Annotated in this window: 13 protein-coding genes and 1 riboswitch; of the genes, 7 read left to right on the top strand and 6 right to left on the bottom strand. The window is 38.3% G+C overall.

Annotation, left to right across the window (positions count from 1 at the left end; all coding sequences use genetic code 11):
* The first annotated feature begins 61 nt into the window (after positions 1-61).
* The 4 genes from RDV53_RS10225 (at position 62) to mfd (ending at position 7,403) form a co-directional block, all read left to right on the top strand.
* Positions 62-1,828, top strand: coding sequence for an ATP-binding protein (locus tag RDV53_RS10225; protein WP_005696363.1), 1,767 nt, complete (start codon positions 62-64; stop codon positions 1,826-1,828).
* A gap of 3 nt (positions 1,829-1,831) precedes the next feature.
* Positions 1,832-3,676, top strand: a complete 1,845-nt coding sequence (locus RDV53_RS10220) for a tRNA(Met) cytidine acetyltransferase TmcA (protein ID WP_005696362.1) — start codon at positions 1,832-1,834, stop codon at positions 3,674-3,676.
* Positions 3,673-3,846, top strand: a complete 174-nt coding sequence (locus tag RDV53_RS10215) for a DUF5363 domain-containing protein (protein ID WP_005696361.1) — start codon at positions 3,673-3,675, stop codon at positions 3,844-3,846. Before RDV53_RS10220 ends, RDV53_RS10215 begins: the two co-directional genes overlap by 4 nt.
* A gap of 119 nt (positions 3,847-3,965) precedes the next feature.
* Complete coding sequence (mfd, locus tag RDV53_RS10210; protein ID WP_032822444.1) at positions 3,966-7,403, top strand: transcription-repair coupling factor; 3,438 nt, start codon at positions 3,966-3,968, stop codon at positions 7,401-7,403.
* 50 nt (positions 7,404-7,453) lie between these two features.
* On the opposite strand, the gene gltS is transcribed toward mfd, so the two are convergent.
* The 5 genes from gltS to queC all read right to left on the bottom strand — a co-directional run bounded on the left by gltS (position 7,454) and on the right by queC (position 14,953).
* Positions 7,454-8,668: a sodium/glutamate symporter gene (gene gltS / locus RDV53_RS10205; RefSeq protein WP_005696359.1), complete on the bottom strand. Its 1,215-nt coding sequence runs from the start codon at positions 8,666-8,668 to the stop codon at positions 7,454-7,456.
* A gap of 36 nt (positions 8,669-8,704) precedes the next feature.
* Positions 8,705-10,960 carry a DNA topoisomerase IV subunit A gene (gene parC, locus RDV53_RS10200; RefSeq protein ID WP_005696357.1) on the bottom strand — a complete coding sequence of 752 codons (2,256 nt, stop codon included), beginning with the start codon at positions 10,958-10,960 and terminating at the stop codon, positions 8,705-8,707.
* A gap of 11 nt (positions 10,961-10,971) precedes the next feature.
* Positions 10,972-12,165, bottom strand: a complete 1,194-nt coding sequence (nirK, locus tag RDV53_RS10195) for a copper-containing nitrite reductase (RefSeq protein ID WP_005696355.1) — start codon at positions 12,163-12,165, stop codon at positions 10,972-10,974.
* Between the two features lie 16 nt (positions 12,166-12,181).
* Positions 12,182-14,080 (bottom strand): DNA topoisomerase IV subunit B, encoded by a 1,899-nt coding sequence (gene parE, locus RDV53_RS10190; protein WP_005696352.1) that lies wholly within the window; start codon positions 14,078-14,080, stop codon positions 12,182-12,184.
* A gap of 195 nt (positions 14,081-14,275) precedes the next feature.
* On the bottom strand, positions 14,276-14,953 hold the full coding sequence (queC, locus tag RDV53_RS10185; RefSeq protein WP_005696349.1) for a 7-cyano-7-deazaguanine synthase QueC: 678 nt from the start codon (positions 14,951-14,953) through the stop codon (positions 14,276-14,278).
* Between the two features lies 1 nt (position 14,954).
* Positions 14,955-14,999, bottom strand: a riboswitch (PreQ1 riboswitch).
* A gap of 122 nt (positions 15,000-15,121) precedes the next feature.
* Here queC and RDV53_RS10180 point away from each other — a divergent pair.
* Positions 15,122-15,265, top strand: a complete 144-nt coding sequence (locus RDV53_RS10180) for a hypothetical protein (protein ID WP_032822400.1) — start codon at positions 15,122-15,124, stop codon at positions 15,263-15,265.
* A gap of 44 nt (positions 15,266-15,309) precedes the next feature.
* Here the strand turns inward: RDV53_RS10180 and ribA are convergent, their stop codons facing one another.
* Positions 15,310-15,957 (bottom strand): GTP cyclohydrolase II, encoded by a 648-nt coding sequence (gene ribA / locus RDV53_RS10175; protein WP_005696347.1) that lies wholly within the window; start codon positions 15,955-15,957, stop codon positions 15,310-15,312.
* A 66-nt stretch (positions 15,958-16,023) separates the two neighbouring features.
* Here ribA and RDV53_RS10170 point away from each other — a divergent pair, with 66 nt between their 5' ends.
* The gene (locus RDV53_RS10170; protein ID WP_005696346.1) at positions 16,024-16,764 is read left to right on the top strand and encodes a phosphatase PAP2 family protein; all 741 of its coding nucleotides are present in this window, start codon (positions 16,024-16,026) and stop codon (positions 16,762-16,764) included.
* Positions 16,765-17,013: 249 nt separating this feature from the next.
* Positions 17,014-25,884, top strand: coding sequence for a YadA-like family protein (locus RDV53_RS10165; RefSeq protein ID WP_005696344.1), 8,871 nt, complete (start codon positions 17,014-17,016; stop codon positions 25,882-25,884).
* The last annotated feature ends 140 nt before the right edge of the window (positions 25,885-26,024 follow it).

The following is a 26,024-nucleotide window of genomic DNA, read 5'->3' as shown; positions in this document are numbered from 1 at the left end:
TTATGGATTTTTGTCAAAAATTATATAGAATGATCTCAATTTTTATTTCTCAATATAAATAATGAAAAACTTTAGATATTTTGCGCAACGTTATGTTGATTGGGTTATTCGATTAGGTCGAGTTCGCTTTTCTTTACTTGGTATTGCTATTCTTGCGATTTTAGCTATCTGTATACAAATCCTATTAAGCACGCTTCTTAGTGACGGTATTCACTGGAGTGACATTGCTCGCTCAATTACTTTTGGTTTATTTACCGCTCCTTTTGTTATTTATTTTTTTACGCTGCTTGTTGAGCGATTAGAACGTTCCCGTTTAGAACTCTCTAAAACGCTAGCTCGATTGGAAAAAAATAGCCGTGATAAAAGCACCTTACTTGCAACGATTAGTCATGAATTACGTACGCCTTTAAATGGGATTATTGGTCTTAGCCGAATTCTATTAGATGATAAATTAACAGAACAACAACAAAATTACCTCAATACAATTAATCTAAGTGCGGTCAGTTTAGGACATATTTTTAGTGATATTATTGATTTAGATAAGATCGACTCCAAACGCATTGAATTAAATATTCAGCCTTGCGATTTCCATTCACTACTTAATGATTTCTATAATTTTGGCACCTTGATGGCAGAACAAAAGGAGCTAAAATTTTCTTTAAAACTGGATGATAATTTACCTAATTGGCTTTATCTCGATCGTGCTCGCCTTAGCCAAATTCTTTGGAATTTAATTAGTAATGCCGTCAAATTCACTGACAAAGGTGAAGTCACCCTAAGGGTGCAGAAAATGCAAGATAATCAGTATCAATTTAGTGTTACTGATACGGGGGCAGGAATTGCACCTTGTGAATTAGATAAGATTTTTACCATGTATTATCAGGTTAAAGATAATATTCATCGCTCTGCAGGAAGTGGCATCGGCCTCGCGATTTCTAAAAATCTTGCGCAGTTAATGCAAGGGGATTTAACCGTTGAAAGTGAGCTGGATAAAGGTTCTACTTTTTATTTAACGATTATTGCGGATAAAGCCCAAGCTAATGAGATGAATACTGAAACAGCCATGCAGCATCTTTCTATTTTATTAGTTGAAGATGTTGAATTGAATGTGGTTGTGGCTAAAAGCATTCTTGAAAAGCAGGGGCATTATGTTGATGTTGCCATGAATGGTGAACAGGCGATCCGATTATTTGAGAAAAATACCTATGATATTGTTTTTCTTGATATTAAGTTGCCTGATATGTCAGGTTTTGATATCGCACAATATTTGCGAAAAAACTACGAAGAAGGGATTTACGATTTTCTACCGCCTTTAATTGCCTTTACAGCGAACGTGATGCATAGCGAAGAAGAATATCAAGAGCAGGGAATGGATGGCGTGTTACGCAAGCCACTTTCTTTGGTTGAATTACGTCAATGCTTTAAAACTTTTTTAGGCGATGATATTGAATGTATCTCTGATGAAGAAGAAACTCCTCACGTTCAAGAAGGCATCAATATTTCACTTATTGAGTTAATTGGAAAATCTCAAGCTAAAGCTAATGTTGATTTATTTAAACAATGGATGCCAATTTATTTAGATGAATTAGAGACAGCTTATGAGGATTATCTTGCAAACTCAGATATGCAACAAACAGTGTCAGATGTCGCACATAAAATTAAAGGTGCAGCCGCCTCGGTAGGACTTGTTAATGTTCAAAATATCGCAAAACAGGCTCAAGATACCTCATTACCAAATTGGACATCTGATATTGCTTCATGGATAACGCAACTCAGTAATGAATGGCCTAAAAATTTAGCTGAATTAGAAGCATATTTAGAAAAGTAATTCATGACACGTCATTTTCAAATTTTAGTCAGTGAGAATATGCCGTCTAATTTGCCGGCAAATACCTTGATCATTAATGCGTTTTCTAAAATTCAAAATCTTCTTGGGCAAGAGTTTGAGACGATCTTGTTTGATGCGCGGAAAGGTATCCATTTAGAGGCGCTCGCCATTGCGGCAGGCACATTGAAAATGAATGGTGCCTTAATTGTCTTGCTATCAAATTGGGAGAAACTTCATTCTCAATTAGATGAAGATAGTCTTCGTTGGTCAGGTTCGATTGAGACAATTGCTACACCAAGATTTATGACATATTTTAAGCATTGTATTCATAAATATGGTTTCCCCGTTCTTTATCATCAAAATGATTTAAAATTTGGCCGCACTTTTCAGCAATTATTTGTCAATCACAACGCAACCTTAGATCAGCAGAAAATCATTGAGCAAATCTTACAAAAAGAATCTGAACTCTACTTTCTTACCGCTAAACGAGGAAGAGGGAAATCAGCTCTTGCAGGCTTATTAGCGAATCAACTGGATACTAAAATTTACCTCACAGCACCGAATAAAAGTGCGGCCCAAATTTTGGCTGAATTTTCACAAAAAGAGATTATCTTTATTGCACCAGATGCGCTTTTCCTTGCTTTGCAAAATGATCCTTCTTTTTCTGAAAATGCTTGGCTTTTTGTTGATGAGGCGGCAATGTTGCCGATTGCTCAACTTACCGCTTTTTCTCATCATTTTAAGCATATTCTATTTACGACTACCATCCATAGTTATGAGGGAACGGGACGAGGCTTTGAGCTCAAATTTAAGCAAAAAATTAACCGTACTTTTTCTGACTTTGAACTTATTGAACCGCTACGTTGGTCGAAAGATGATGCTTTAGAGGCATTTATCGATGAGCTTTTATTATTGGATGTAGAGGATGAGGTTAAGCAAACACCATACGATAAAAGCAAAGCATGCCAAATTACTGAACGCTCACAAGAGGAAGTACTTTCTTCATTGCCTCAATTCTATGGATTGATGACATTAGCTCATTATCGTACATCACCCTTAGATCTACGGCGATTGTTTGATGCCAATTCACAGTGTTTTTTTACCGCTGAAAATGAACAAGATTTACTAGGGGCAGTTTGGGCATTAAAAGAAGGCGGGATTGAAGATGCAGCCCTTATTGAAGCGATTCAACAAGGGACTAGACGCCCAAAAGGCAATCTCGTGCCTCAAGCACTTTGTTTTCATGCTCAACAACAAAAGGCTTGTGAATTACATGCTTTACGCATTTCGAGAATTGTGGTTCAGCCTATGTGGCAGCAGCATGGTATAGGTACACAACTCATTGAATATATCACACAAAATGCCGATATGGATTATTTATCAGTGAGTTTTGGTTATACCAAAGAACTGGCTCAGTTTTGGCAGAAATGTGGTTTTTCTCTTGTTCATTTAGGTGAGCATTTAGAGGCGAGTAGTGGTTGTTATTCTGCTATTGCTCTAAAAGGCCTTTCTGCACAGGGGATTGAATTGGAAAGAGAAGCGAAGCAATATTTTCAACGAAATATGCCTTTGTCCTTTCATCCACTTGCTCAGGAATTTAATACCGCATCAGTAGATTGGAAATTGCTTGATGAAGATTGGTTAAGCCTAAAAAACTTCGCTTATTTTCACCGCACTTTAGCTTCCGCTTTGCCGGCAATTCGTCGATTTTTAATGAATTTAGATGAAAAAGATTGTCCTTTAATGCGAGATTATTTCATCACAAAACAGATACCCTATAGTAAGAAAAATGGGTTAAAATCATTACGTTCGGAAATTGCACAAAAATTAAAAAAGGAGGCAAGATGAGCGAACAAGAAAAAAAAGGTTGGTTTCGCAAAGCCGTAGATGAATATAATAAGTTTTGCAAAGAACTCGGTTTAGATAAAGGAGCTTGTAGAGGTTGTATGCCACGTATCGAATTCGATGATGATGGTCATGTAAAAAAAGAGAAGCCACTTGAACCACTCAAAAAATAAGAGAAAACAGGGTTAAATCAGCCCTGTTTTTTTATACAGATAATTATTGAAAAGTAGAGTGAATTTGCTAAACTAATCAGCTGTTCACGCAAAAAATGAGATAAAAATTGACCGCACTTATGAAAACAACCTATTTTAATTTTGATATTCCTACTCAGCCCAATGACCATAAAATTCTTGGCAATGTATTGGCGAGTGCAGATGCACTTGCGGTTAGTGAAATTGCAGAGCAATATGATGGATTGACGGTGGTTGTGACACAGGATACCAAAAGTGCAGTTCGTTTATCACAAGTTTTACCGGATTTAACTTCTCAGCCCGTTCAGTTTTTTCCTGATTGGGAAACGTTACCTTACGATTCTTTTTCTCCTCATCAAGAAATTATTTCTTCTCGTTTAAGTGCGCTATTTCATTTGCAAAATACTAAAAAAGGCATCTTTGTTTTGCCGATTAGCACATTAATGCAGCGCGTGTGTCCACCGAAATATCTACAGCATAATGTCCTTTTGATTAAAAAAGACGACCGTCTGGTCATTGAAAAATTACGATTACAATTAGAGTCAGCAGGATATCGCTCTGTAGAACAAGTGCTAGAACATGGCGAATATGCTGTGCGCGGATCACTTTTAGATCTTTTCCCGATGGGAAGTGCGGTTCCATTTCGCTTAGATTTTTTTGATGATGAAATTGATTCGATTCGTACTTTTGATGTCGATACGCAGCGAACGTTAGATGAAATTCAATCTATTAATTTATTACCTGCACACGAATTTCCAACCGATGAGAAAAGCATTGAATTTTTCCGCACACAATTTAGAGAAACCTTTGGTGAAATTCGTCGTGATCCAGAACATATTTATCAGCAAATCAGTAAAGGCACACTAATTTCAGGGATTGAATATTGGCAGCCGTTATTCTTTGATGAAATGGCAACATTGTTCGATTACTTACCCGAAAAAACGTTGTTTGTGGATATGGAAACAAATCAAGCACAAGGTGAACGTTTTTATCTTGATGCCAAACAGCGATATGAGCATCGAAAAGTTGATCCAATGCGTCCTCTTTTACCGCCAGAACGTTTGTGGCTCAGCATTGATGCAGTAAACCATGCATTAAAAAATTATCCTAAAATTAATTTTAAAGCAGAAAAAGTGCGGTCATCTGTTCGTCAGAAAAATTTAGCGGTGTCCGCATTACCAGCAGTGACCATTCAATCACAGCAAAAAGAACCGTTATCGCAACTTCGACAGTTTATTGAACATTTCAAAGGCAATGTTTTATTTTCAGTTGAAACTGAAGGACGACGTGAAACTTTAGTAGATTTGCTTTCACCATTAAAAATTAAACCTAAACAGATTAAAACCTTATCTGAAGCCAATCAAGACAAGTTTAATTTGTGGGTCAGTCGTCTTGAGCAAGGTTTTATTCTTGATGAGGCCAAATTAGCTGTCATTACTGAACATGAAATTTTAGGCGAGCGAGTACAGCAACGTCAGCGTGATAAACGTAAAGCGGTGAATCCTGATACCTTAGTACGTAATCTGGCTGAATTAAAAATTGGTCAGCCTGTGGTACATTTAGATCATGGTGTGGGGCGTTATGGTGGTTTGGTTACGCTTGATACTGGAGGCTTAAAAGCAGAATATTTGCTGATCAATTATGCGAATGAGTCCAAACTTTATGTGCCTGTTGGTTCTCTTCATTTAATTAGTCGCTATGTAGGCGGCTCAGATGAAACCGCACCATTACATAAATTAGGTAATGAATCGTGGGCGAAAACGCGTCAAAAGGCCGCTGAAAAAATTCGTGATGTGGCAGCTGAATTACTTGATGTGTATGCCCAACGAGAAGTGAAAAAAGGCTTTGAATTTAAATATGATCGTGAGGAATTCCAGCAATTCGCTGCAACCTTCCCTTTTGAAGAAACGCACGATCAAGCCATGGCGATTAACGCAGTCATTTCGGATATGTGCCAACCTAAAGCGATGGATCGTTTGGTTTGTGGTGATGTAGGTTTTGGAAAGACTGAAGTGGCAATGCGTGCAGCATTTTTGGCAGTAATGAATCATAAACAAGTCGCCGTATTGGTTCCAACAACCTTGTTAGCTCAACAGCATTACGAGAATTTTAAAGATCGTTTTGCTAATCTTCCAGTTAATGTGGAAGTGCTTTCTCGCTTTAAAACAGCCAAAGAGCAAAAACAAATCTTAGAAAATTTAGCCGAAGGAAAAGTCGATATTCTGATTGGAACCCATAAATTAATTCAATCCGATGTGAAGTTTTCTGATCTTGGCTTACTCATCATTGATGAAGAACATCGCTTTGGTGTGGGTCAAAAAGAGAAAATTAAACAACTTCGAGCGAATATTGATATTTTAACACTTACTGCAACACCAATTCCTCGTACTTTGAATATGGCGATGAATGGCATTCGTGATCTTTCTATTATTGCGACACCACCGGCTCGTCGAGTGAGTATCAAAACGTTTGTTCGCCAGAAAGATGATTTAATTATTCGTGAAGCGATTCTGCGTGAGATTTTGCGTGGCGGGCAAGTTTATTATTTACATAATGATGTGGCGAGTATTGAAAATACGGCTGAAAAACTGACCGCACTTGTGCCAGAGGCACGAGTTGTGATTGGACATGGTCAAATGCGAGAACGAGAACTTGAACGCGTGATGAGTGATTTTTATCATCAACGTTATAACGTATTAGTCTGTTCTACCATTATTGAAACAGGGATTGATGTACCAACGGCAAATACGATCATTATTGAACGCGCAGATAATTTTGGTTTGGCTCAGCTTCACCAGTTGCGTGGTCGAGTAGGGCGTTCTCACCATCAAGCTTATGCCTATTTGCTTACACCACCGCCTAAATTAATGACGAAAGATGCGAAACGTCGTTTAGAGGCATTAGAAAGTTTAGATAATTTAGGTGCAGGGTTCATTCTTGCAACACATGACTTAGAAATCCGTGGTGCGGGTGAATTATTAGGGAATGAACAAAGCGGGCAAATTGAAAGCATCGGTTTTTCACTTTATATGGAATTACTTGATGCGGCAGTGAAAGCCTTAAAAGAGGGCAGGGAACCTTCGTTAGAAGAGATTACACATCAACAAGCTGAAATTGAGCTACGTGTTCCAGCCCTATTGCCTGAGGATTATCTGGGAGATGTGAATATGCGTTTGTCGTTCTATAAACGCATTGCAGCAGCAGAAAGCAAACAAGAGTTAGACGAATTAAAAGTTGAATTAATCGACCGTTTTGGTTTATTACCTGAAGCAACGAAAAATCTTTTACAAATTGCTGAAATGCGTTTAATGGTGAAACCATTAAAAGTACTGAAGATTGATGCGGGAGCTCAAGGAGGCTTTATTGAATTTTCACCTTCCGCAAAAGTTGATCCAGAAAAATTCATCAAATTAATTCAACAAAATCCAATTGTTTATCGTTTTGATGGCCCATTAAAATTTAAGTTTGTAAAAGCCCTTCCAGAAAACAAAGCGCGGTTAGAATTTGTGATGGATTTAGTCAAGACGCTTACTGAGTAGCAAGTAAATAAAAAGGCTGACAAAATGTCAGCCTTTCTTTTTATATTTTATTAGTGAAGGTATTTAACAAGGTTTAAGAACATTTTTAAAATACCATTATTTAATAAGTCAATAAAGAACGCCCCTACCATTGGTACGATTAAGAAGGCTTTGTGAGAAGGTCCGAAACGACTAGTAATCGCTTGCATGTTAGCAACTGCTGTTGGTGTTGCACCGAGACCGAAACCACAGTGACCCGCACTTAATACAATCGCATCATAATCTTTACCCATCATTCGGTATGTGACGTAGATGGCGAAGAAAGCCATGAAGACAACTTGAACCGCTAAAATAATGAGTACATCTCCTGCAAGACCTACCAATTCCCAAAGCTTGAGAGACATTAAGGCAATGGCTAAGAAGATAGATAAACCTACACTACCTAATACGTCAATCGCTGAATCAGCGACTTGGAATTTGAATAAATTGGTTAAGCTGTTACGAATAATTACCCCTGTAAATAAACACCATATGAATGTTGGTAATTGCATTTCTGTACCTTTTGTTAAGCCATCTAAATATTGACCGATGAGTAAACATAAAGAAAGCATTGCAATGGTCTCAATGATTGAGCGCGCATTTATTTTACGTTTGTAAGTCGGGTGCTCAAATGCTTCTTGTACGTCATCTACGTCATCATTCTCTGGGTTTTCACCTTGTTTTTGATGATTTAATAAATAACGAGATACTGGACCACCTAAAACACCACCAAAGACTAAACCAAACGTGGCACATGCCATCGCAATTTCTGTTGCAGCCGGTAGATTAAATTCTTTAGTAAATGTTTCTGCCCATGCCGCACCAGTACCATGACCACCTGTTAGGGTGACTGAACCAGCAAGTAAACCGTAAGCAGGATCAATACCTAATAATTTAGTGCCTACAATACCGATGACATTTTGGCAAACAATGAGTATTGCCGCTGCAAAGAGGAAGATAACTAATGGTTTTCCACCTTTAATTAAGCGAGAAAAGTTTGCACTTAAACCGATAGAGGAGAAAAATACCAACATCATGGATGTTTGTAAGCTTTTCTCAAAAGTGAATGAAGTGCCATTTACTTTATATAAAATCGTTAATGCAATAGCCACAATAAAGCCGCCAACAACAGGCTCTGGGATATTGAATGTTTGTAAAACTCGAATGCGTTTTACTAGAAAATAACCGAGTAATAATACAAAGCTTGCTAAAGCAAGTGTTTGATAAGTGTCAAAAACAATATTCACGAAATATCCTCCTATTTAGTTTGGTTCCGAGAATTCTTATGAGTTGTGTTCGGGTTCAATTACCACAATATCAACATTACTATGTAATCCACGTGGTAATTGGGAGCCTTTTCTGCCGCGTTCCGCTCGGAATTTTTGCAGATCTTCCGGTTTTAATGTGATTTTTCGTTTACCGGAATGGAACTCAAGGCTGGCTTGCTCTGAAATTAAGAACAATTTCACCAATAATTCTGACCGCGCTTTTGCATTCGCTGCTGGAATACTGATGATTTTGTTGCCTTTCCCTTTTGATAATGCCGGTAAATCTCGTACCGGAAAAATCAGCATTCGACCCGCTGAAGTGAGGGACACAAGAAGTGAGGCCGACTCGGAAAGTTTCTCAGGTTTCAAGACTTTCGCATTTTCTGGCAAAGAAATCAAGGCTTTTCCTGCTTTATTGCGTGCAATTAAATCTTCAAATTTGCAAATAAAACCGTATCCTGCATCTGATGCCATCAATAATTCTTGTTTTTCAGGTTCCATAATAACCTGTTCAATCGTCGCACCGGCCGGTAATGTGAGTTTACCAGTGAGAGGTTCACCTTGTGAACGCGCAGAAGGCAAGCTTAATGGATCTAAAGCATAACTACGACCTGTACTATCAATAAAGATCACCGGTTGATTACTTTTACCACAAGCGTGGGCGAGATATTTATCACCGGCTTTATAGCTTAATCCTGCCGGATCAATGTCATGACCTTTCGCACAACGAACCCAGCCCATTTCAGATAAGATAACAGTGACAGGTTCTGCTGGAGTCATTTCACTTTCAGAAATAGCTTTCGCTTCTTCACGTTCAACTAATTGAGACATTCTAGGACTGGCGTATTTTTTCGCATCTTCTTGAATTTCTTTTTTGATCAAGGTATTTAAGCGACGTTCAGATCCCAAAATTAACTCTAAATTTGACCGCTCTTCTTCAAGTTTATCTTTTTCAGCTTGTAATTGATGTTCTTCTAATTTGGCTAAATGGCGCAAACGTAAGTTTAAAATGGCTTCTGCCTGTTCATCACTTAAGTTAAAACGAGCCATTAAAACTTGTTTAGGTTCGTCTTCTGTGCGAATAATCTCAATGACTTCATCAATATTGAGGAAGGCAATCATCAAACCATCTAAAATGTGTAAACGAGCGAGTACTTTATCTAAACGATGTTGTAAACGGCGTGTCACGGTAGTACGACGGAATGTCAGCCATTCTGTGAGAACTTGAAGTAAGCCTTTCACGGCTGGTTTATGATCAAGTCCGATCATATTCATATTCACACGATAGCTTTTTTCGAGATCCGTCGTCGCAAATAAATGCGCCATCAAGGCATCCGTGTCTACGCGATTTGAACGTGGTACAAGCACGATACGCACAGGATTTTCATAATCTGCTTCATCACGAATATCTTCCACCATTGGCAATTTTTTCGCTGTCATTTGCTCAGCGATTTGTGCAATGATTTTAGAGGGGGAAGATTGATGAGGAAGTGCACTAATGATGATTTCCCCGTCTTCTTTATGCCATGTTGCGCGCATCTTAATAGAGCCACGACCAGTTTCATACATTTTGCGAATATCATCTTTAGGGGAAATAATTTCCGCTTCAGTTGGGAAATCAGGGCCTTGAATGATATTGAGCACATCATCTAATCCTACTTTTGGATTATCTAATAGCATCACAGCTGCATCTGCTACTTCATTAATATTGTGTGGTGGAATATCTGTTGCCATCCCGACAGCAATCCCGGTGGTGCCGTTTAACAGAATATGAGGCAAACGCGCAGGCAAATATTGTGGTTCTTCTAAAGTACCATCAAAGTTCGGTTGGAAATCAACAGTACCTTGACCTAATTCAGATAATAGAATTTCAGAGATTTTGGACAAGCGAGATTCTGTATAACGCATCGCCGCGAATGATTTAGGATCATCTGGCGCCCCCCAGTTTCCTTGGCCATCCACTAAAGGATAACGGTAAGAAAAGGGCTGAGCCATTAATACCATGGCTTCATAACAGGCGGAGTCACCGTGTGGATGGAATTTACCTAATACATCACCGACGGTACGCGCAGATTTTTTAAATTTTGCCGCGGCATTTAAACCCAGTTCAGACATCGCATAAACAATACGACGTTGGACAGGTTTTAAGCCATCACCAATAAAAGGCAATGCACGATCCATGATGACGTACATTGAATAATTAAGATAAGCCTTTTCTGTAAAGGTGCGAAGTGGCATCTGCTCGATGCCTTCGTAGTTAATATTGCTCATATTCTTCTAATTTATTTTCTTGTTGCACCGGAATTCGCATCAGAATGTTCGTGATGAGAATGTCCCATATCCATTCCTTTGTGACTGTCAATTTCGTAAGGAACGGGTTGTGGTTTTTGTGGGTTAGCTTCTTTAAAGGCTTCGTCTTTTAGTTTTCCAGAATAAATATTCGGATTTTTTTCACCTTCAACCACAATATGTCCCATTGTGCCTTTATTTACTGCGCGGAAAATGGAGTGATCCATAAAGACATAAGTGCCAGGTACATCAATTCGAGTTTCCACCATGGTGGCGCTACCGGATGGAATCAATGTAGTTTGAACATTGTGATTAATAAGCGTACCACCTTCCACATACACATTGTCAAATACTGCACCGATTAAGTGGAAAGAAGAGCATAAATTCGGTCCTGCATTTCCTACGAATAGACGAATGGTTTCACCGGTTTTTGCTTTTAAGGCATTTTCATCCATGGTTGAACCAACTTTGCCGTTGAAGAGGACATATTCAGGGCGCTCATCAATGGCTTTTTTCATACTGAACGGTTGCAAGCCAGGATCGCCAAATTCACCTTTGGTATAGAATTCACTTTGCATAATGTAAAACTCACGATCCACTTTTGGTAAGCCTTCTTTTGGCTCAACTAAAACTAAACCATACATTCCTTTCGCGAGATGAATATCCACAGGTTGGCTGCCACAGTGGTATAGATAAATGCCTGAACGTAACGCTCTAAATTGGAAGGTAGATGTCCGAGTTGGTGGGGTTTCACTTGCCATTGCCCCTCCCATTGGTACAGGTGCTGCATGGAAATCAAGACTATGTGGCATCATGGAACTTGCTGAGTTGGAAAGTTGCACTTCTACCATATCACCTTCGCGTACACGAATAAATGGTGCAGGCACGCTACCGTTTAATGTCCAAAATTTAAATTGCACGCCATCCATTAAATCCATAATTTGTTCAAGTGCGGTTAGTTTCACCACGACTTTTGCCGGATAGTTACGTTCAATCGGTTTTGGTACATTGGGCGCGAGCGTCAATTCTGCTTCAATCTCAGGTAAATTTTCAACTGCAGTAGCCGTCACATTTGAGGCTTTTTCTTCCGCTTGAGCAGAAGGAATGAGACTAAAACCTGCACCTAATGTAATCGTTGCTAAGCCTAATGCGCTGTTTCTAAAAAAATCTCGACGTTGTTCGTTCATGATTGACCTCGAATACTTAAACTATTAAATCCACTTGATCGCCATTAGTTTGCAACCAATTTTTGCGATCTTCTGCCCGTTTTTTAGCGAGTAACATATCCATTAATTCTAATGTCGCTGCGCCTTGATCTTCCTCAAGATCGTAAGTTAATTGAACTAATCGGCGAGTATTCGGATCCATGGTGGTTTCACGTAATTGTGACGGATCCATTTCACCCAAACCTTTGAATCGTTGTACGTTTAAAGTGCCTTTTTTACCTTTTAAACGTTCTAAAATGGCTTCTTTCTCATTTTCATCAAGGGCATAAAACACTTCTTTGCCTAAGTCGATACGATAGAGTGGTGGCATGGCCACATAGACATGCCCATCTTGCACTAATTTCGGAAAATGACGTAAAAAGAGGGCGCAGAGTAGGGTAGCAATATGTAAACCATCGGAGTCCGCATCGGCTAAAATACAGACTTTCCCGTAACGAAGTTGAGATAAGTCTTCATTATCAGGATCGATACCTAGTGCCACAGCAATATCATGAATTTCCGTTGAGCCAAGTACTTGATCGCTAGCGACTTCCCAAGTGTTTAAGATTTTTCCGCGTAACGGCAGGATCGCTTGATATTCACGGTCTCGAGCCTGTTTGGCTGAGCCGCCCGCAGAGTCACCTTCGACTAAGAATAATTCGGTTTTTTCTAAATTTTGTGATGCGCAATCTGCCAATTTACCCGGTAGAGCAGGACCGCTGACTAATTTTTTACGCACGACTTTTTTCGCAGCATTTAAACGACGTTGTGCAGAACTGATCGCCATTTCAGCTAAGCGATCCGCATCTTGTACGTTTTGGTTTAGCCATAAACTGAAGGCATCTTTTAAAACACCCGCAACAAAGACCGCACTTTGACGAGAAGATAAACGTTCTTTCGTTTGCCCTGCAAATTGGGCATCCTGCATTTTGAGCGAAAGAATGTAAGCACAGCGATCCCAAATGTCGTCAGCCGTTAATTTCACGCCACGTGGTAATTTATTGCGGAATTCGCAATATTCAGTCATGGCATTGAGCAAGCCTTGGCGAAGACCATTCACATGTGTTCCGCCTTGTACTGTTGGAATCAAGTTTACATAGCTTTCTGCAATAAGCTCACCACCTTCTGGCAACCATAATAATGCCCAGCTTACCGCTTCTGTAGATCCTTTAAACTCGCCGACAAAAGGTTTTTCAGGTAAGGTTTCAAAACCATTCACCGCTTCGGTTAAGTAATCGGATAAACCATCTTGATAACACCACACATCTTCGGTGTTATTCACTTTATCAACAAATTTAATCTCTAAGCCTGAACAAAGCACGGCTTTAGCACGCAATAAGTGGCGTAAACGACTAACAGAAAAATTCTTGCTATCAAAATATTTTGGATTTGGTTTGAAGTGAACGGTGGTACCGGTTGTACGTCTGCCACAAGTCCCGATGACTTCTAATTCTTCTACTTTTACGCCATTTTCAAAGGCAATTTTATACACTTCGCCGTTACGTTTGACTTGAATATCAACGCGTTCAGAAAGGGCATTGACAACAGAAATCCCCACCCCGTGTAAACCACCGGCAAATTCATAGTTTTTATTCGAGAACTTACCGCCAGCGTGAAGTTTAGTTAAGATCACTTCCACACCAGAAACGCCTTCCGTTGGATGAATGTCCACTGGCATCCCGCGTCCATTATCAATGACTTCAAGTGATTGATCAGCATGTAAAATTACTTCAACTTTGGTGGCAAAACCCGCAAGAGCTTCATCCACACTGTTATCAATAACTTCTTGAGCAAGGTGATTTGGACGGGTGGTGTCCGTGTACATACCGGGGCGAATTTGCACCGGTTCGAGATCTTTCAGGACCGTAATTTCTTGAGCAGAATAATTTGTAGTCATTTTAAAATTAGTTACTTATTTATAAAAAAATTAGCGTGATTTTATCAAAAAATGACGCATTTATAAAATTAAAGATGAGAAAAGAGACGGATACTATATCAAGTAAAAGTGCGGTCAAAATTTGACGTGAATTTTGACCGCACTTTGGATTCATTTGAACCTATTAAATCTGTTATGGGTTAAATTATCTCGATACTAAGCTTTTACTTTTGTGGCTAAATATTCCAGCAAGCCTTTATCTCTCAATTTGCAGCTTGGGCATTCCCTGCAACCGCCTTCAACACCTTCGTAGCAAGTGTGAGTGTGCTGACGAATATAATCTAACGTACCTAATTCATCGGCAAGAGCCCAGGTTTGGGCTTTAGTGAGATACATTAGTGGTGTTTTTAAATTGAATGGATAATCCATGGCTAAATTAAGGGTGACATTCATGGATTTGATAAACACATCACGGCAATCGGGATAGCCACTGAAATCTGTTTCACATACGCCCGTAATAATGTCATTAATACCTTGTCCTTTTGCATAGATCGCGGCATATAATAAGAAGAGTGCGTTTCGGCCATCCACAAAGGTATTCGGTAATTCCCCGTCTTTTTGTTCAATATCTGCATTGGCATCCATTAAGGCATTATGGGTAATGGATTTGATGACGGACGTATCAATCAACGTTTGTTTTACACCGAGATCTTTGGCGATCCAACGGGCTTTTTCTAATTCAATAGAATGACGTTGGCCATATTGAAAGGTGACGGTTTCGACATTTTCCACGCCATATTCGGCAATAGCTTGAATTAAACAGGTTGTGGAATCTTGTCCACCAGAGAAGATCACAAGGGCTTTACGATTGTGATTAGGATTTGAAATATTCATAGGATACCTAGTTTTTTTATGTAGGAGGTTTGCGAACTACAAGTTAAAAATGTGGTGTTATTGTAGAAGCTAGGCATGAATTTTGCAAGAAATCAGCTAATTTAAGCAGGAAAAGTTAATAAAAGTTATGATACAATTTTGGCAAGTCAGCTTAAAAAGGTAAATATAATGAAAAAATTACTTCTTATTGTTATTGGTGCATTAGTGATTTCAGCTTGTGCAAATAAAGACGTTTATTTTAATGGTTCAGAAGGATCTCATTCAGGCATGAAATTTGATAAAGACACGCGTCATTGGGGCGTTAATCAATAATTGTTTTGATAAAAGAAAAGCCATACAGTTGTATGGCTTTTTTGTTAAATCACTTCTTCTTGGCAATGTGGGCAAGTCATTAAATGTTCTTCATTATTATGCACAATATAATGGCCCATTTTTTTCGCTTTAGTATCAAGATATTTCGTATTGTAACGGTTTTCACCTACATTCAACGGTACACGTTCTACGATATTAATGCCCGCTTTTTTCATCGTTTCTACTTTTTGCGGGTTGTTTGTCATCAAGCGAACTTGCTTCACACCTAATAATTCAAACATATCGGCACACACATTAAAGTTACGTTCATCAGCTTTAAAACCTAATGCAAGGTTGGCTTCAATAGTATCCATCCCTTGATCTTGTAATGAATAAGCTCGAATTTTATTAATTAAACCAATGCCACGGCCTTCTTCACGATGATAGATTAAAACACCACGACCCGCTTCGCTAATTTGACGTAATGCGGCTGCTAGTTGGAAACCACAATCGCATTTTAAACTGTGTAATGCATCGCCTGTTAGACATTCAGAATGAATGCGGGCGAGCACAGGCTCATCTTGGTTTGAAATATCACCCATCACTAACGCGACATGTTCTTTTTTTGTATCGGGAAATTCAAATCCGACCATTTTAAATATGCCATATTCGGTAGGCAAATTGGCTTGAGCAACCAGTTGGATTTTTGACATAACTTATCCTTTTTCAACTTTATTCTGCTAAAATGTGCACTTTATTTTTATTATCAAGAGGCAACAATGTTTAAAAGGCTGTCATTATATACGTTATTCCTTTGTCTTGTACCATTTTTTGTTTGGGGTTTTGCTTATCATTGGCATGGAAACAACCAATTAATGGAATGGGATTATTGGCTTTATCTTTTAACCGAAACCGGTAGTGTGCCTTATGCTTTAATTACCTGTGGTGTGTTTGCTTTACTTTTCCGTTTTCTTTTTGAAAATCGTAAACAGTGGATTATGGGCGTGATAGTAATGGGCTTGTCAGTCTTATCCACACAAGTGATTAAAACAGGGTTAAAAACGGTTTTTGCCGAGCCACGTCCCTTCACTGTTTATTTAGCGGAAAAAACAGAAAGTACTACGGATGCCTTTTATCATCAAGATCGCTCAGAACGTGCAAAATTAGTGGATAAATTCTATTCCACACAAGCCGATACACCTGCCTGGTTAAAAGCGCATTATGAAGATGAAACGGGTTATTCTTTTCCATCAGGGCATTCTATTTTCGCAGCGACTTGGCTTATGTTAGCCGTAGGGTTTAGCCAATTATTGGGGAATCGTTCTTTTAAAGCAGAATTGCTTATTGGAGCGATGACAATTTGGGGCGTATTAATGTTGATTAGTCGAGTGCGTTTAGGTATGCATTACCCAATTGATCTGTTGATTGCAATAATTTCAGCATGGGTTGTACATGTTGTTATTTTCAATTTTTTACAACGGAAAAATATCTTTTCTACAAAAGAGGAGTTGACTAGTTAAATCAGCAAACTATTTCCGCATTGTTGATTAACTAGTTGATAATGATTGGTAATTAAATATTTAATTAGAAAATGTATATTTAACCTTTAATTTTTGAATTTAATGTCAAGAAATGTAAATGTTGGTAAATTAGATTTTATTGGTGGCTAATTGATCTATAATGTGCCTCCGCGAATAATGATGAGTTATTTGTAGTTTAACAAATTTTAGCAATATTTTTATGATTTTAATTTTATAAGGATGAATTAAATGAACAGGATTTTTAAGGTAATTTGGTGTAGTTCAAGCCAAGTATGGGTCGCTGTATCTGAATTATCAAAAGTAAAACCGGTATCTTCAGTTTCTAGCGTGAAGAAAACCTCTTCAGCAGTTTCAACGTTATTAAAAACAACCGCACTTGCTATACCATTTGCGTTATCGCCACTTGCTGCGCATGCATATGTAGCAATTGGTTCAACAAATAGTGCTGGCTATGCTATTACTTCTGATGGTGCGAGTGCTGCACCAAGTTACGGTGCAGATCAAACCTGGGCATACGATTATAAAAACCCAGGTAATAGATCTTACGATAATGCAAATGGCTCAAGTAATAGACAAGATTCTTATGCAAATAATGGGGCATATGCAGAAGGGATTGCAATTGGTAAAAATACTGCAGTACAAAGTTCAAGAGGTGCCTCAGATGGTATTGCTATTGGTGATTTTGCAAAAGCTACAGGTGGTTTGGCTACATCAATTGGTGCGTTTTCTCATGCTGAAACAACAGGTTCTACCGCTATTGGTACAGCTTCACGTGCCGCAGGATTTAACTCTTTAGCAATGATGCGTCAATCTGCAGCAATTGGTGATTACTCTGCAGCTATTGGTTCCGTAGCATATGCAAAAGGTGCGGCTAGTTTTGCATTTGGTGCATCCGCTACTGCAAATGGAGATCAATCAATTGCAATTGGTAATACAGCGCCTCAAACATTAAATGGTTTACCTGGTGAAGGTGAGGCAAGAAGAACTAGATATGATGGTGAGAATAATACCCAAACAAATGGTGCTCGTTCCGTTGCAATTGGTACAGGGGCTAAAACCAATGGTGATGACTCTTTTGCTTTTGGTTCTCTTGCAAAAACTGGTGAATTTTCTCTTGGTAAAGATGCTTATATTGAAGGAAATGTAACTCGTCCAAACACACCTGCTGCGAAAGCGATTGCATTCGGTACAAGTTCATCAGCATCGGGCAATAAATCTATTGCATTTGGTTATAATGCATTAGGTGGTAGCGAGAATTCTATTGCATTTGGTGTAGACGCTAAAGCTCATAAAAAAGATGCGATTGCATTTGGTAATAGTGCTAATGCAAGCGAAGCAAACTCAATTGCATTTGGTGCTAATTCACAAGCTTTACATGAAAATGTAATCACTATTGGTAAGGATTCTAAAGCAACTAAAAAAGGTGCAATGACTATCGGTGAAAGCGCACAATCTAATGCAAATAACTCATTGGCTTTAGGTAATGGCACCATTATCAATCAAGAAGACATCAAAAATAAAAATGCAAAATATACGAATGATGGTTTTGAGATTGAGAACGGTGTAGTTGCGATTGCAAATAAAGGTAAAGAGCGTCGTTTAGTGAATCTTGCTGCTGGTCGTGAAGATACTGATGCGGTAAATGTTAAACAATTATCTGAAGTAAATGATAATCTTGCGAAATCTATCGCTGGACCAAATTACAATGGTTATACCGTTGATGGTAATGGTCGATACACCTATAAAGCACCTGATTTTAATATCAAAAATCAAACCCTTCATAACGTGAAAGAAGCGGTTGAATTAGCACAAACCAACTATGTAAGTGTTAATGCAGATAAAACTAAACAGACAGATGCAGATAGCAATTACGACAACCTTGGTGCAAAAGCGGCGGGCTCTATTGCATTAGGGGAATTTACAGGAACAAGTGCAACTGCGACTGATTCTGTTGCAATTGGTCATAATACAAAAGTAAATGGTCAAAACACTGTTGCAATTGGTGCCAATATTACTGCTGCGACAAATGGTTCAGTGATCTTGGGTGATAGCTCAAAAGCAGATGGTTCTCATGCAACTGAAACTGTAGCAAGTAAAGAAATTGATGGTCACACCTATAATTTTGCTGGTAAAGCAAAAGACGCAGGTCGTTTTGTAAGCGTTGGTGAAAAAGGCAACGAGCGTCAAATTAAAAATGTAGCTGCAGGTCATGTAGAAGATGATTCAACAGATGCGATTAATGGTTCTCAATTATATGCGGTTGCATCACGTGTTGAGCAAGGCTGGAAAATTACAGCAGCGCAAACAGGTACCGGTGAAGTAAGCGGTAATGCTGAGAAAAAAGTTGCAATGGGTGATACCGTTACATTTACAGCTGGAAATAACATTAAGATTACTCAAAATGAGAAAAACTTAACCGTTGCAACAAAAGAAAATGTCACTTTCACGAATGTCACTACTGGCAATACTTCTTTAGATGATAAAGGCTTAACTATTAAAAATGGTCCAAGCGTAACTAAAGATGGCATTAATGCTGGCGATAAGAAAATTACTAATGTATCAAATGGTACAATTTCTGCAGACAGTAAAGATGCCGTAAATGGTTCACAGCTTCATGCAACTAACCAAAATGTGACTAACAATGCGAATAATATCGCAAATAATGCACAAAACATTACTAAAAATGCGCAAAATATCACCAAGAATGCAGAGAATATTGCTAAAGGTTTAAACTTTAAAGGTGATAATGCAGATGTAACAGTAAATCGTCAATTAGGCGAAACATTGAATGTCACAGGTGGTGCAGATAAAGAGCAATTAACTGATAATAACATTGGTGTTATTGGTGAGAGCAATCCAAGTGTTGCTACAGGTGGTTTAGCAATTAAATTAGCAAAAGATCTTAAAGGTTTAAACAGTGTTGAAACCAAACAGATTAAACTTGGCGATAACAGTAGTAATACCACAATTAAATACGAGGGTGATCGTATTAAATATGGCGATAAAACTGTTGCTAATTTAGATGATGAAAAACATATTACTAATACTACTTATGCAGTAGGTAACGATGGTAATGTAAGTTTAACTTACACAGATGGTAAAGGTAATGTTGTTAATGGTATGACAGCAACGATTACTGGTGTGGCTAAAAATGATCTTTCTAACATCAATAATGATGGCAAAAAAGTGATTACTGGTTTAGGTACGATTGTTGAAGCGGCAGACAGTTCAGTGACTGTAACGAATTCAACAGATGCTGTAGGTCGTACGACATACAAAGTAAAAGCAAATGTACCAGGATCTGATGCATTTAATATTAAATACAAAGCAAATGGTGCAAATGACCAAACTGTTGCATTAACTGAAGGTTTAGATTTCACTGATGGTAACTTCACGACAGCATCAGTAGCTGCAAATGGTGTGGTTAAATACGATGTGAAGACAGGTGAGATCGAAAACGGTGCAAACGGTAAAGATGGTAAACCTGGTGTTAAAGGTACTGATGGTTTAGCAACCGTCAAAACTGTCGTTGAAGCAATCAATAACAGTGGTTGGTTAGCAAATGCAACTAAATCAACAGGTGAACTTGATGGCACATCAACCGCAACTAAAGTGAAACCAGGCGCAGTGGTAAACTTCGACGCAGGTAAAAACTTAAAAGTTAAACAAACGCTTAATGGTGATGATCATACTTATACCTATTCCTTAGATAGCAACTTAACTAACTTAGATAAAGTTGTGGTTAATGGTAAAGATGGTGTTGATGGTAAAGATGGTGTAACTATCACTGGTCCAAATGGTGCTAAAGGTGAAGATGGTAAAGTCGGAATCACTGGCAAAGATGGTAAAGACGCTGTATCTATCGCAGGTAAAGATGGCGTTGGTCACATCGGTTTAACTGGTCCTAAAGGCGCAGATGGTAGCGACGGTAAATCTGTTGATATCTCAACAAATGATGGTACACAAACTTTAGTGAACCAAGAGCCAGGTACAGATAAATCACAACGTATTGTTTACACACCGAAAGATAAAGACGGTAATCCAATTAAAGGCAAAGACGGCAAAGATATTGTTCGTGAAGTTGCAACAATGGATGATGGTTTGAAATTCGCAGGAGATGATGGTCAAACAGATGACTCTAAAGTAATTGCGAAAAAACTTAACCAAAAAGTTGATATTGTAGGTGGTGCAGATAAAACTAAATTGACAGAAAACAACATTGGCGTGAATAACAAAGATGGTAAGTTAAATGTTCAATTATCTAAAGATATCAATTTAACTGATGCTGGTTCAATTAAGTTTGGCGATAATAACTTAAGCATTAACAAAGATGGTTTAACAATCACCAATGGTCCAAGTGTGACTAAAGAGGGTATTAATGCAGGTAATAAAGCAATCACAAATGTGAAAGCGGGTACAAATAATACCGATGCTGTGAATGTTAGCCAATTAAATGCAGTGAAAGCAGCTGAACGTCATATTAAACCAGGCGAGTATGCTGTGGATAACAGCGGTAACGTAACCATGACTTATTTAGATGGCAATGGTCAAGATGTTGCTAATGAAAAAGCAGTTATCACAGGTGTTGCGAAAAATGACTTAAGCAATATTACAGATGCCGGTAAAAAGGTCATTACTGGTTTAGGTTCGGTTGTTAAAGCAGGACAAAACGTAACTGTTGATACAGATACTGATGCAACAACGGGTCAAAAAACATATACCGTTAATGCTATTGCACAAAATTTAGGCGATGCAGAATTAGCATATAAATCTAACGGTGATACTGCAACTAAGAACACAGTGAAAGTATCTGATGGTTTAGACTTCACAAATGGTAACTTCACGACAGCATCTGTAGGTGCAAATGGTGTGGTTAAATATGATGTAAACATCGGTGAGATCGAACACGGTGCAAACGGTAAAGATGGCAAACCTGGCGTTAAAGGTGATAATGGCTTAGCAACCGTGAAAACTGTCGTTGAAGCAATCAATAACAGTGGTTGGTTAGCGAATGCAACGAAATCAACGGGTGAGCTTGATGGCACATCAACTGCAACGAAAGTGAAACCAGGCGCAGTGGTAAACTTCGATGCAGGTAAAAACTTAAAAGTTAAACAAATCATTAATGGTGATGATCATACTTATACTTATTCTTTAGATAGCAATTTAACCAACTTAGACAAAATTGTGGTTAATGGTAAAGATGGTGCTAACGGTAAAGATGGTGTAACCATCACGGGTCCAAATGGTACTAAAGGTGAAGATGGTAAAGTCGGAATCACCGGCAAAGATGGTAAAGACGCTGTATCTATCGCAGGTAAAGATGGCGTTGGTCACATCGGTTTAACTGGTCCTAAAGGCGCAGATGGTAGCGACGGTAAATCTGTTGATATCTCAACAAATGATGGTACACAAACTTTAGTGAACCAAGAGCCAGGTACAGATAAATCACAACGTATTGTTTACACACCGAAAGATAAAGACGGTAATCCAATTAAAGGCAAAGACGGCAAAGATATTGTTCGTGAAGTTGCAACAATGGATGATGGTTTGAAATTCGCTGGAGATGATGGTCAAACTGATGACTCTAAAGTAATAGCGAAAAAACTTAACCAAAAAATTGATATTGTAGGTGGTGCAGACAAAACTAAATTGACAGAAAACAACATTGGTGTGAATAACAAAGATGGTAAGTTAAATGTTCAATTGTCTAAAGATATCAATTTAACTAATGATGGTTCAATTAAGTTTGGTGATAACAACCTAAACATCAACAAAGATGGTTTAACTATTACTGGTGGTCCAAGTGTGACTAAAACTGGTATCGATGGTGGCAATAAGCAAATTAAAAATGTTGCTGAAGGCACAGAAGATAATGATGCTGTGACTGTTAAACAGTTAAAAGATTCAAAAACAGCACTTGTAAATGGTAAAAATACTTCTGTAACTGGTACAGGTACAAAAGCAGATCCATATAAAGTGAATGTTGAAGGCGCATTGAAAGATATCACTTCAATCACGAACAAAGATGGTAACGGTAAAGTTGAATTTGCAGCTGATCAAGTTGTTAATGTCGCAGGTGATAATCCAATCAAATTGGATGCGAAAACAGGTGATATTACAGGCTTAACTAATAAAGATCTGAATGGTCCAACTTATGCGAAAGCTGGCCGTGCTGCAACAGAAGAGCAATTAGAGGCTAAAGGCACCCAAATTACCAATAATTTAACCGCAAAAGGTTTAAATTTTGGTGCACAATCGGGTGATGTTATTCACAAAGATTTAGGTGAGAAACTTGATATTGTGGGTGAAGGCACTAAAGCAGATGATCGTTATGATGCAACTAACATCAAAACCATGACTAAAGATGGCAAAGTTGTTATTGGTTTAGCTAAAGATCTTACTGCAGATAAAGTGACAGTCGGTCAAAAAGGCGAACCTGGTAAAGATGGTGTTGATGGACAAATTGGTGTGAACGGTAAAGACGGTTCTGCAGTTGTACTCAACGGTAAAGATGGTTCTATTGGCTTAAATGGTGAAAACGGTAAAAACGGCGTTTCTATCAAAGGCGATCAAGGCCCTGCAGGTGTTGATGGTAAAGCTGGTGAAACCAAAAACCGTATCGTTTACGAATATAAAGATCCAAACGATCCAAATAAAACTATCAAAGAAGATGTTGCAACACTTAATGATGGCTTGAAATTTAAAGGCGATAAAGGTGACTCTATTGCGAAGAAACTTAATGAAGAGCTAGAAATTTTAGGTAAGTTAGATCCAAATGCAGACGTGACAGATAAAAACTTACGTGTTGACAATGATGCAGGCAAGTTAGTTCTGAAAATGGCTAAACAGCTACAAGACTTAACCAGTGCAACGTTCATTGATGAAACAACAGGTAATAAATCTGTTATCGATGGTAATGGCTTAACTGTTAAACCAAAAGATGCAGATAACACTAAAACGGTTAGTGTCACTGATAAGGGCTTAAATAACGGTGGAAACCAAATCGTTAATGTTGATAGTGGCTTGAAAGACGCAACAGGAAATAAAGTTGCCTTGGAAGATGCTACTGGAAACACTTTAAATAATGCAGTTAATGTTGGTGATTTGAAAGATACTATTGGTAATATTACTAATAATGGCTTTGGTTTAACTGACGAAAATGGTAATGATGTTAAAGCTAAACTTGGTGAAACTGTAACGGTTAAAGGCGACGGTAGTGTAACCACTAAAGTTATCACAGACAAAGACGGTAAAGCGAAATTACAAGTTGGGTTAAACAAAGATGTAACCATTGGTAATGAAAATGAACCAGGTACTATCACTGTTAAAGGTGAAAATGGTAAAGATGGTATCTCTATCAATGGTAAAGATGGCTCTATCGGCCTGAAAGGTGAGGATGGTAAAGACGGCATTGCCTTAAATGGTAAAGACGGTACTATCGGCATCAACGGTAAAGATGGTTCTAACGGTAAAATCACTGTTGCACAAGGCCAAGCAGGTCTTGATGGTAACGATGGTAAAGACGGTAAAACTAAGACCCGTATCGTTTACGAAAAACCAAATGGTGATAAGGAAGAAGTGGCAACACTTAACGATGGCTTGAAGTTTACAGGCAATAATGAAGTCGTTAATAGCCATAAATTAAATTCTTTAGTCACTATTAAAGGTGAAGGCGTTGACAAAGCTGCATCTGAAGCATTTAAATCAGCAGCAGGTAATGTCAATGTTAAAGCTGATGGTGAGGGTACCCTAGAAGTTCAACTTGCTAAAGACTTGAAGAATATTGATTCTATCTCAAATAAAGATGGTCAAAAAATCGAGTTTAAAGATGGTGGAACAACAATCTCTGGTGGTAATGTAAGCGTTGATGGTAACAAAATTACCGATGTCAAAGCTGGTGAAGATGACACTGATGCTGTGAATGTTAAACAGTTGAAAGACGGTATTGCTCAAGCTACAACGAAAGTAGCAGCTGGCAAAAATGTTAATGTGACATCTGATAAGAATCCAGATGGTAGCACAACTTACACAGTTGCAACTAAAGATGATGTTGACTTTACTTCTGTAACCACAGGTAAAACCACAATGAATGATGGTGGAATCACTATCAAAGCTACCGAAGGTGGTAAAACTAACGTTACCTTAACCAATAAAGGTTTAGATAACGGCGGTAATAAAGTAGTGAATGTTGCAGAAGGTAAAAATGATACTGATGCTGTAAATGTTAAACAATTGAAAGCTGCGAAAACAGAAGTTGAAGCAGGTGACAATGTTGTTGTAACAAGTACTAAAGGTTCAAATGGTCAAACTATCTACAAAGTAAATGCTACTGATAATTCGGCTCACGTTGATGGTTCTGATGCAATAACCGTAACCAAAGCACCAACTACACGTAAAAATGGCACAACGACTGTGACAGATTACAAAGTAGATCTTTCAAATAAAACGAAAGATGATATTAATAAAGGTGTAGATGCACACGACACAGTAAATAACAAAGGTTTAACCTTCAATGCAGATAAAGGTACAACTGGCGTTAAGAAACTGGGCTCTCAAGTGGCTGTAAACGGTGATAATAAAAACATCGAAACAGTTGCTGATGCAAATGGTGTGAAAGTGAAACTGAAAGATGATATTTCTGTAAACACTGTTATAGCGAAAACCATCAAAGCGGGTGACACAACGATCAATGATAATGGCTTAACCATTAACAATGGCCCAAGTGTGACTAAAGATGGCATCAATGCTGGTGGTTCTCGTATTACCAATGTAGCGCCAGGTAGAGATGGTACTGATGCAGTGAATGTGAATCAGCTCAAGAAAGCAACAAATGAAATTCACAATAGCCTAAACAAAATGGATAAACGCCGTAAAGCTGGTACTGCTTCTGCATTAGCTACAGCTGGCTTAATGCAGGCATACCGTGAAGGTCAATCTTCAGTGACTGCTGGTGTAGGACAATACCAAAATCAAAGTGCAGTAGCTGTAGGTTACTCTCGCTTATCTGATAATGGTAAGTACGGTGTGAAAGTATCCTTTACAACCAATACTCAAGGTGAAGTAGGCGGAACTGCAAGTGCGGGTTACTTCTGGTAATCTTCTCATTGGTATCGAAACCATTTAAATCATAAATCAAAGACCGGTTTTAGTGATAAAGCCGGTCTTTTTTATTGCTTGTAGAAAATATGATTTTTGTCATGGATTTTTATTTTGATTTCAAGGAGAATACAGCCTAT

The sequence above is a fragment of the Haemophilus parainfluenzae ATCC 33392 genome (assembly GCF_031191205.1).
GTDB lineage: Bacteria > Pseudomonadota > Gammaproteobacteria > Enterobacterales > Pasteurellaceae > Haemophilus_D > Haemophilus_D parainfluenzae.
The sequence above is the reverse complement of the archived record's forward strand: the minus strand, read 5'-3'. Positions and strand labels throughout refer to the sequence as shown.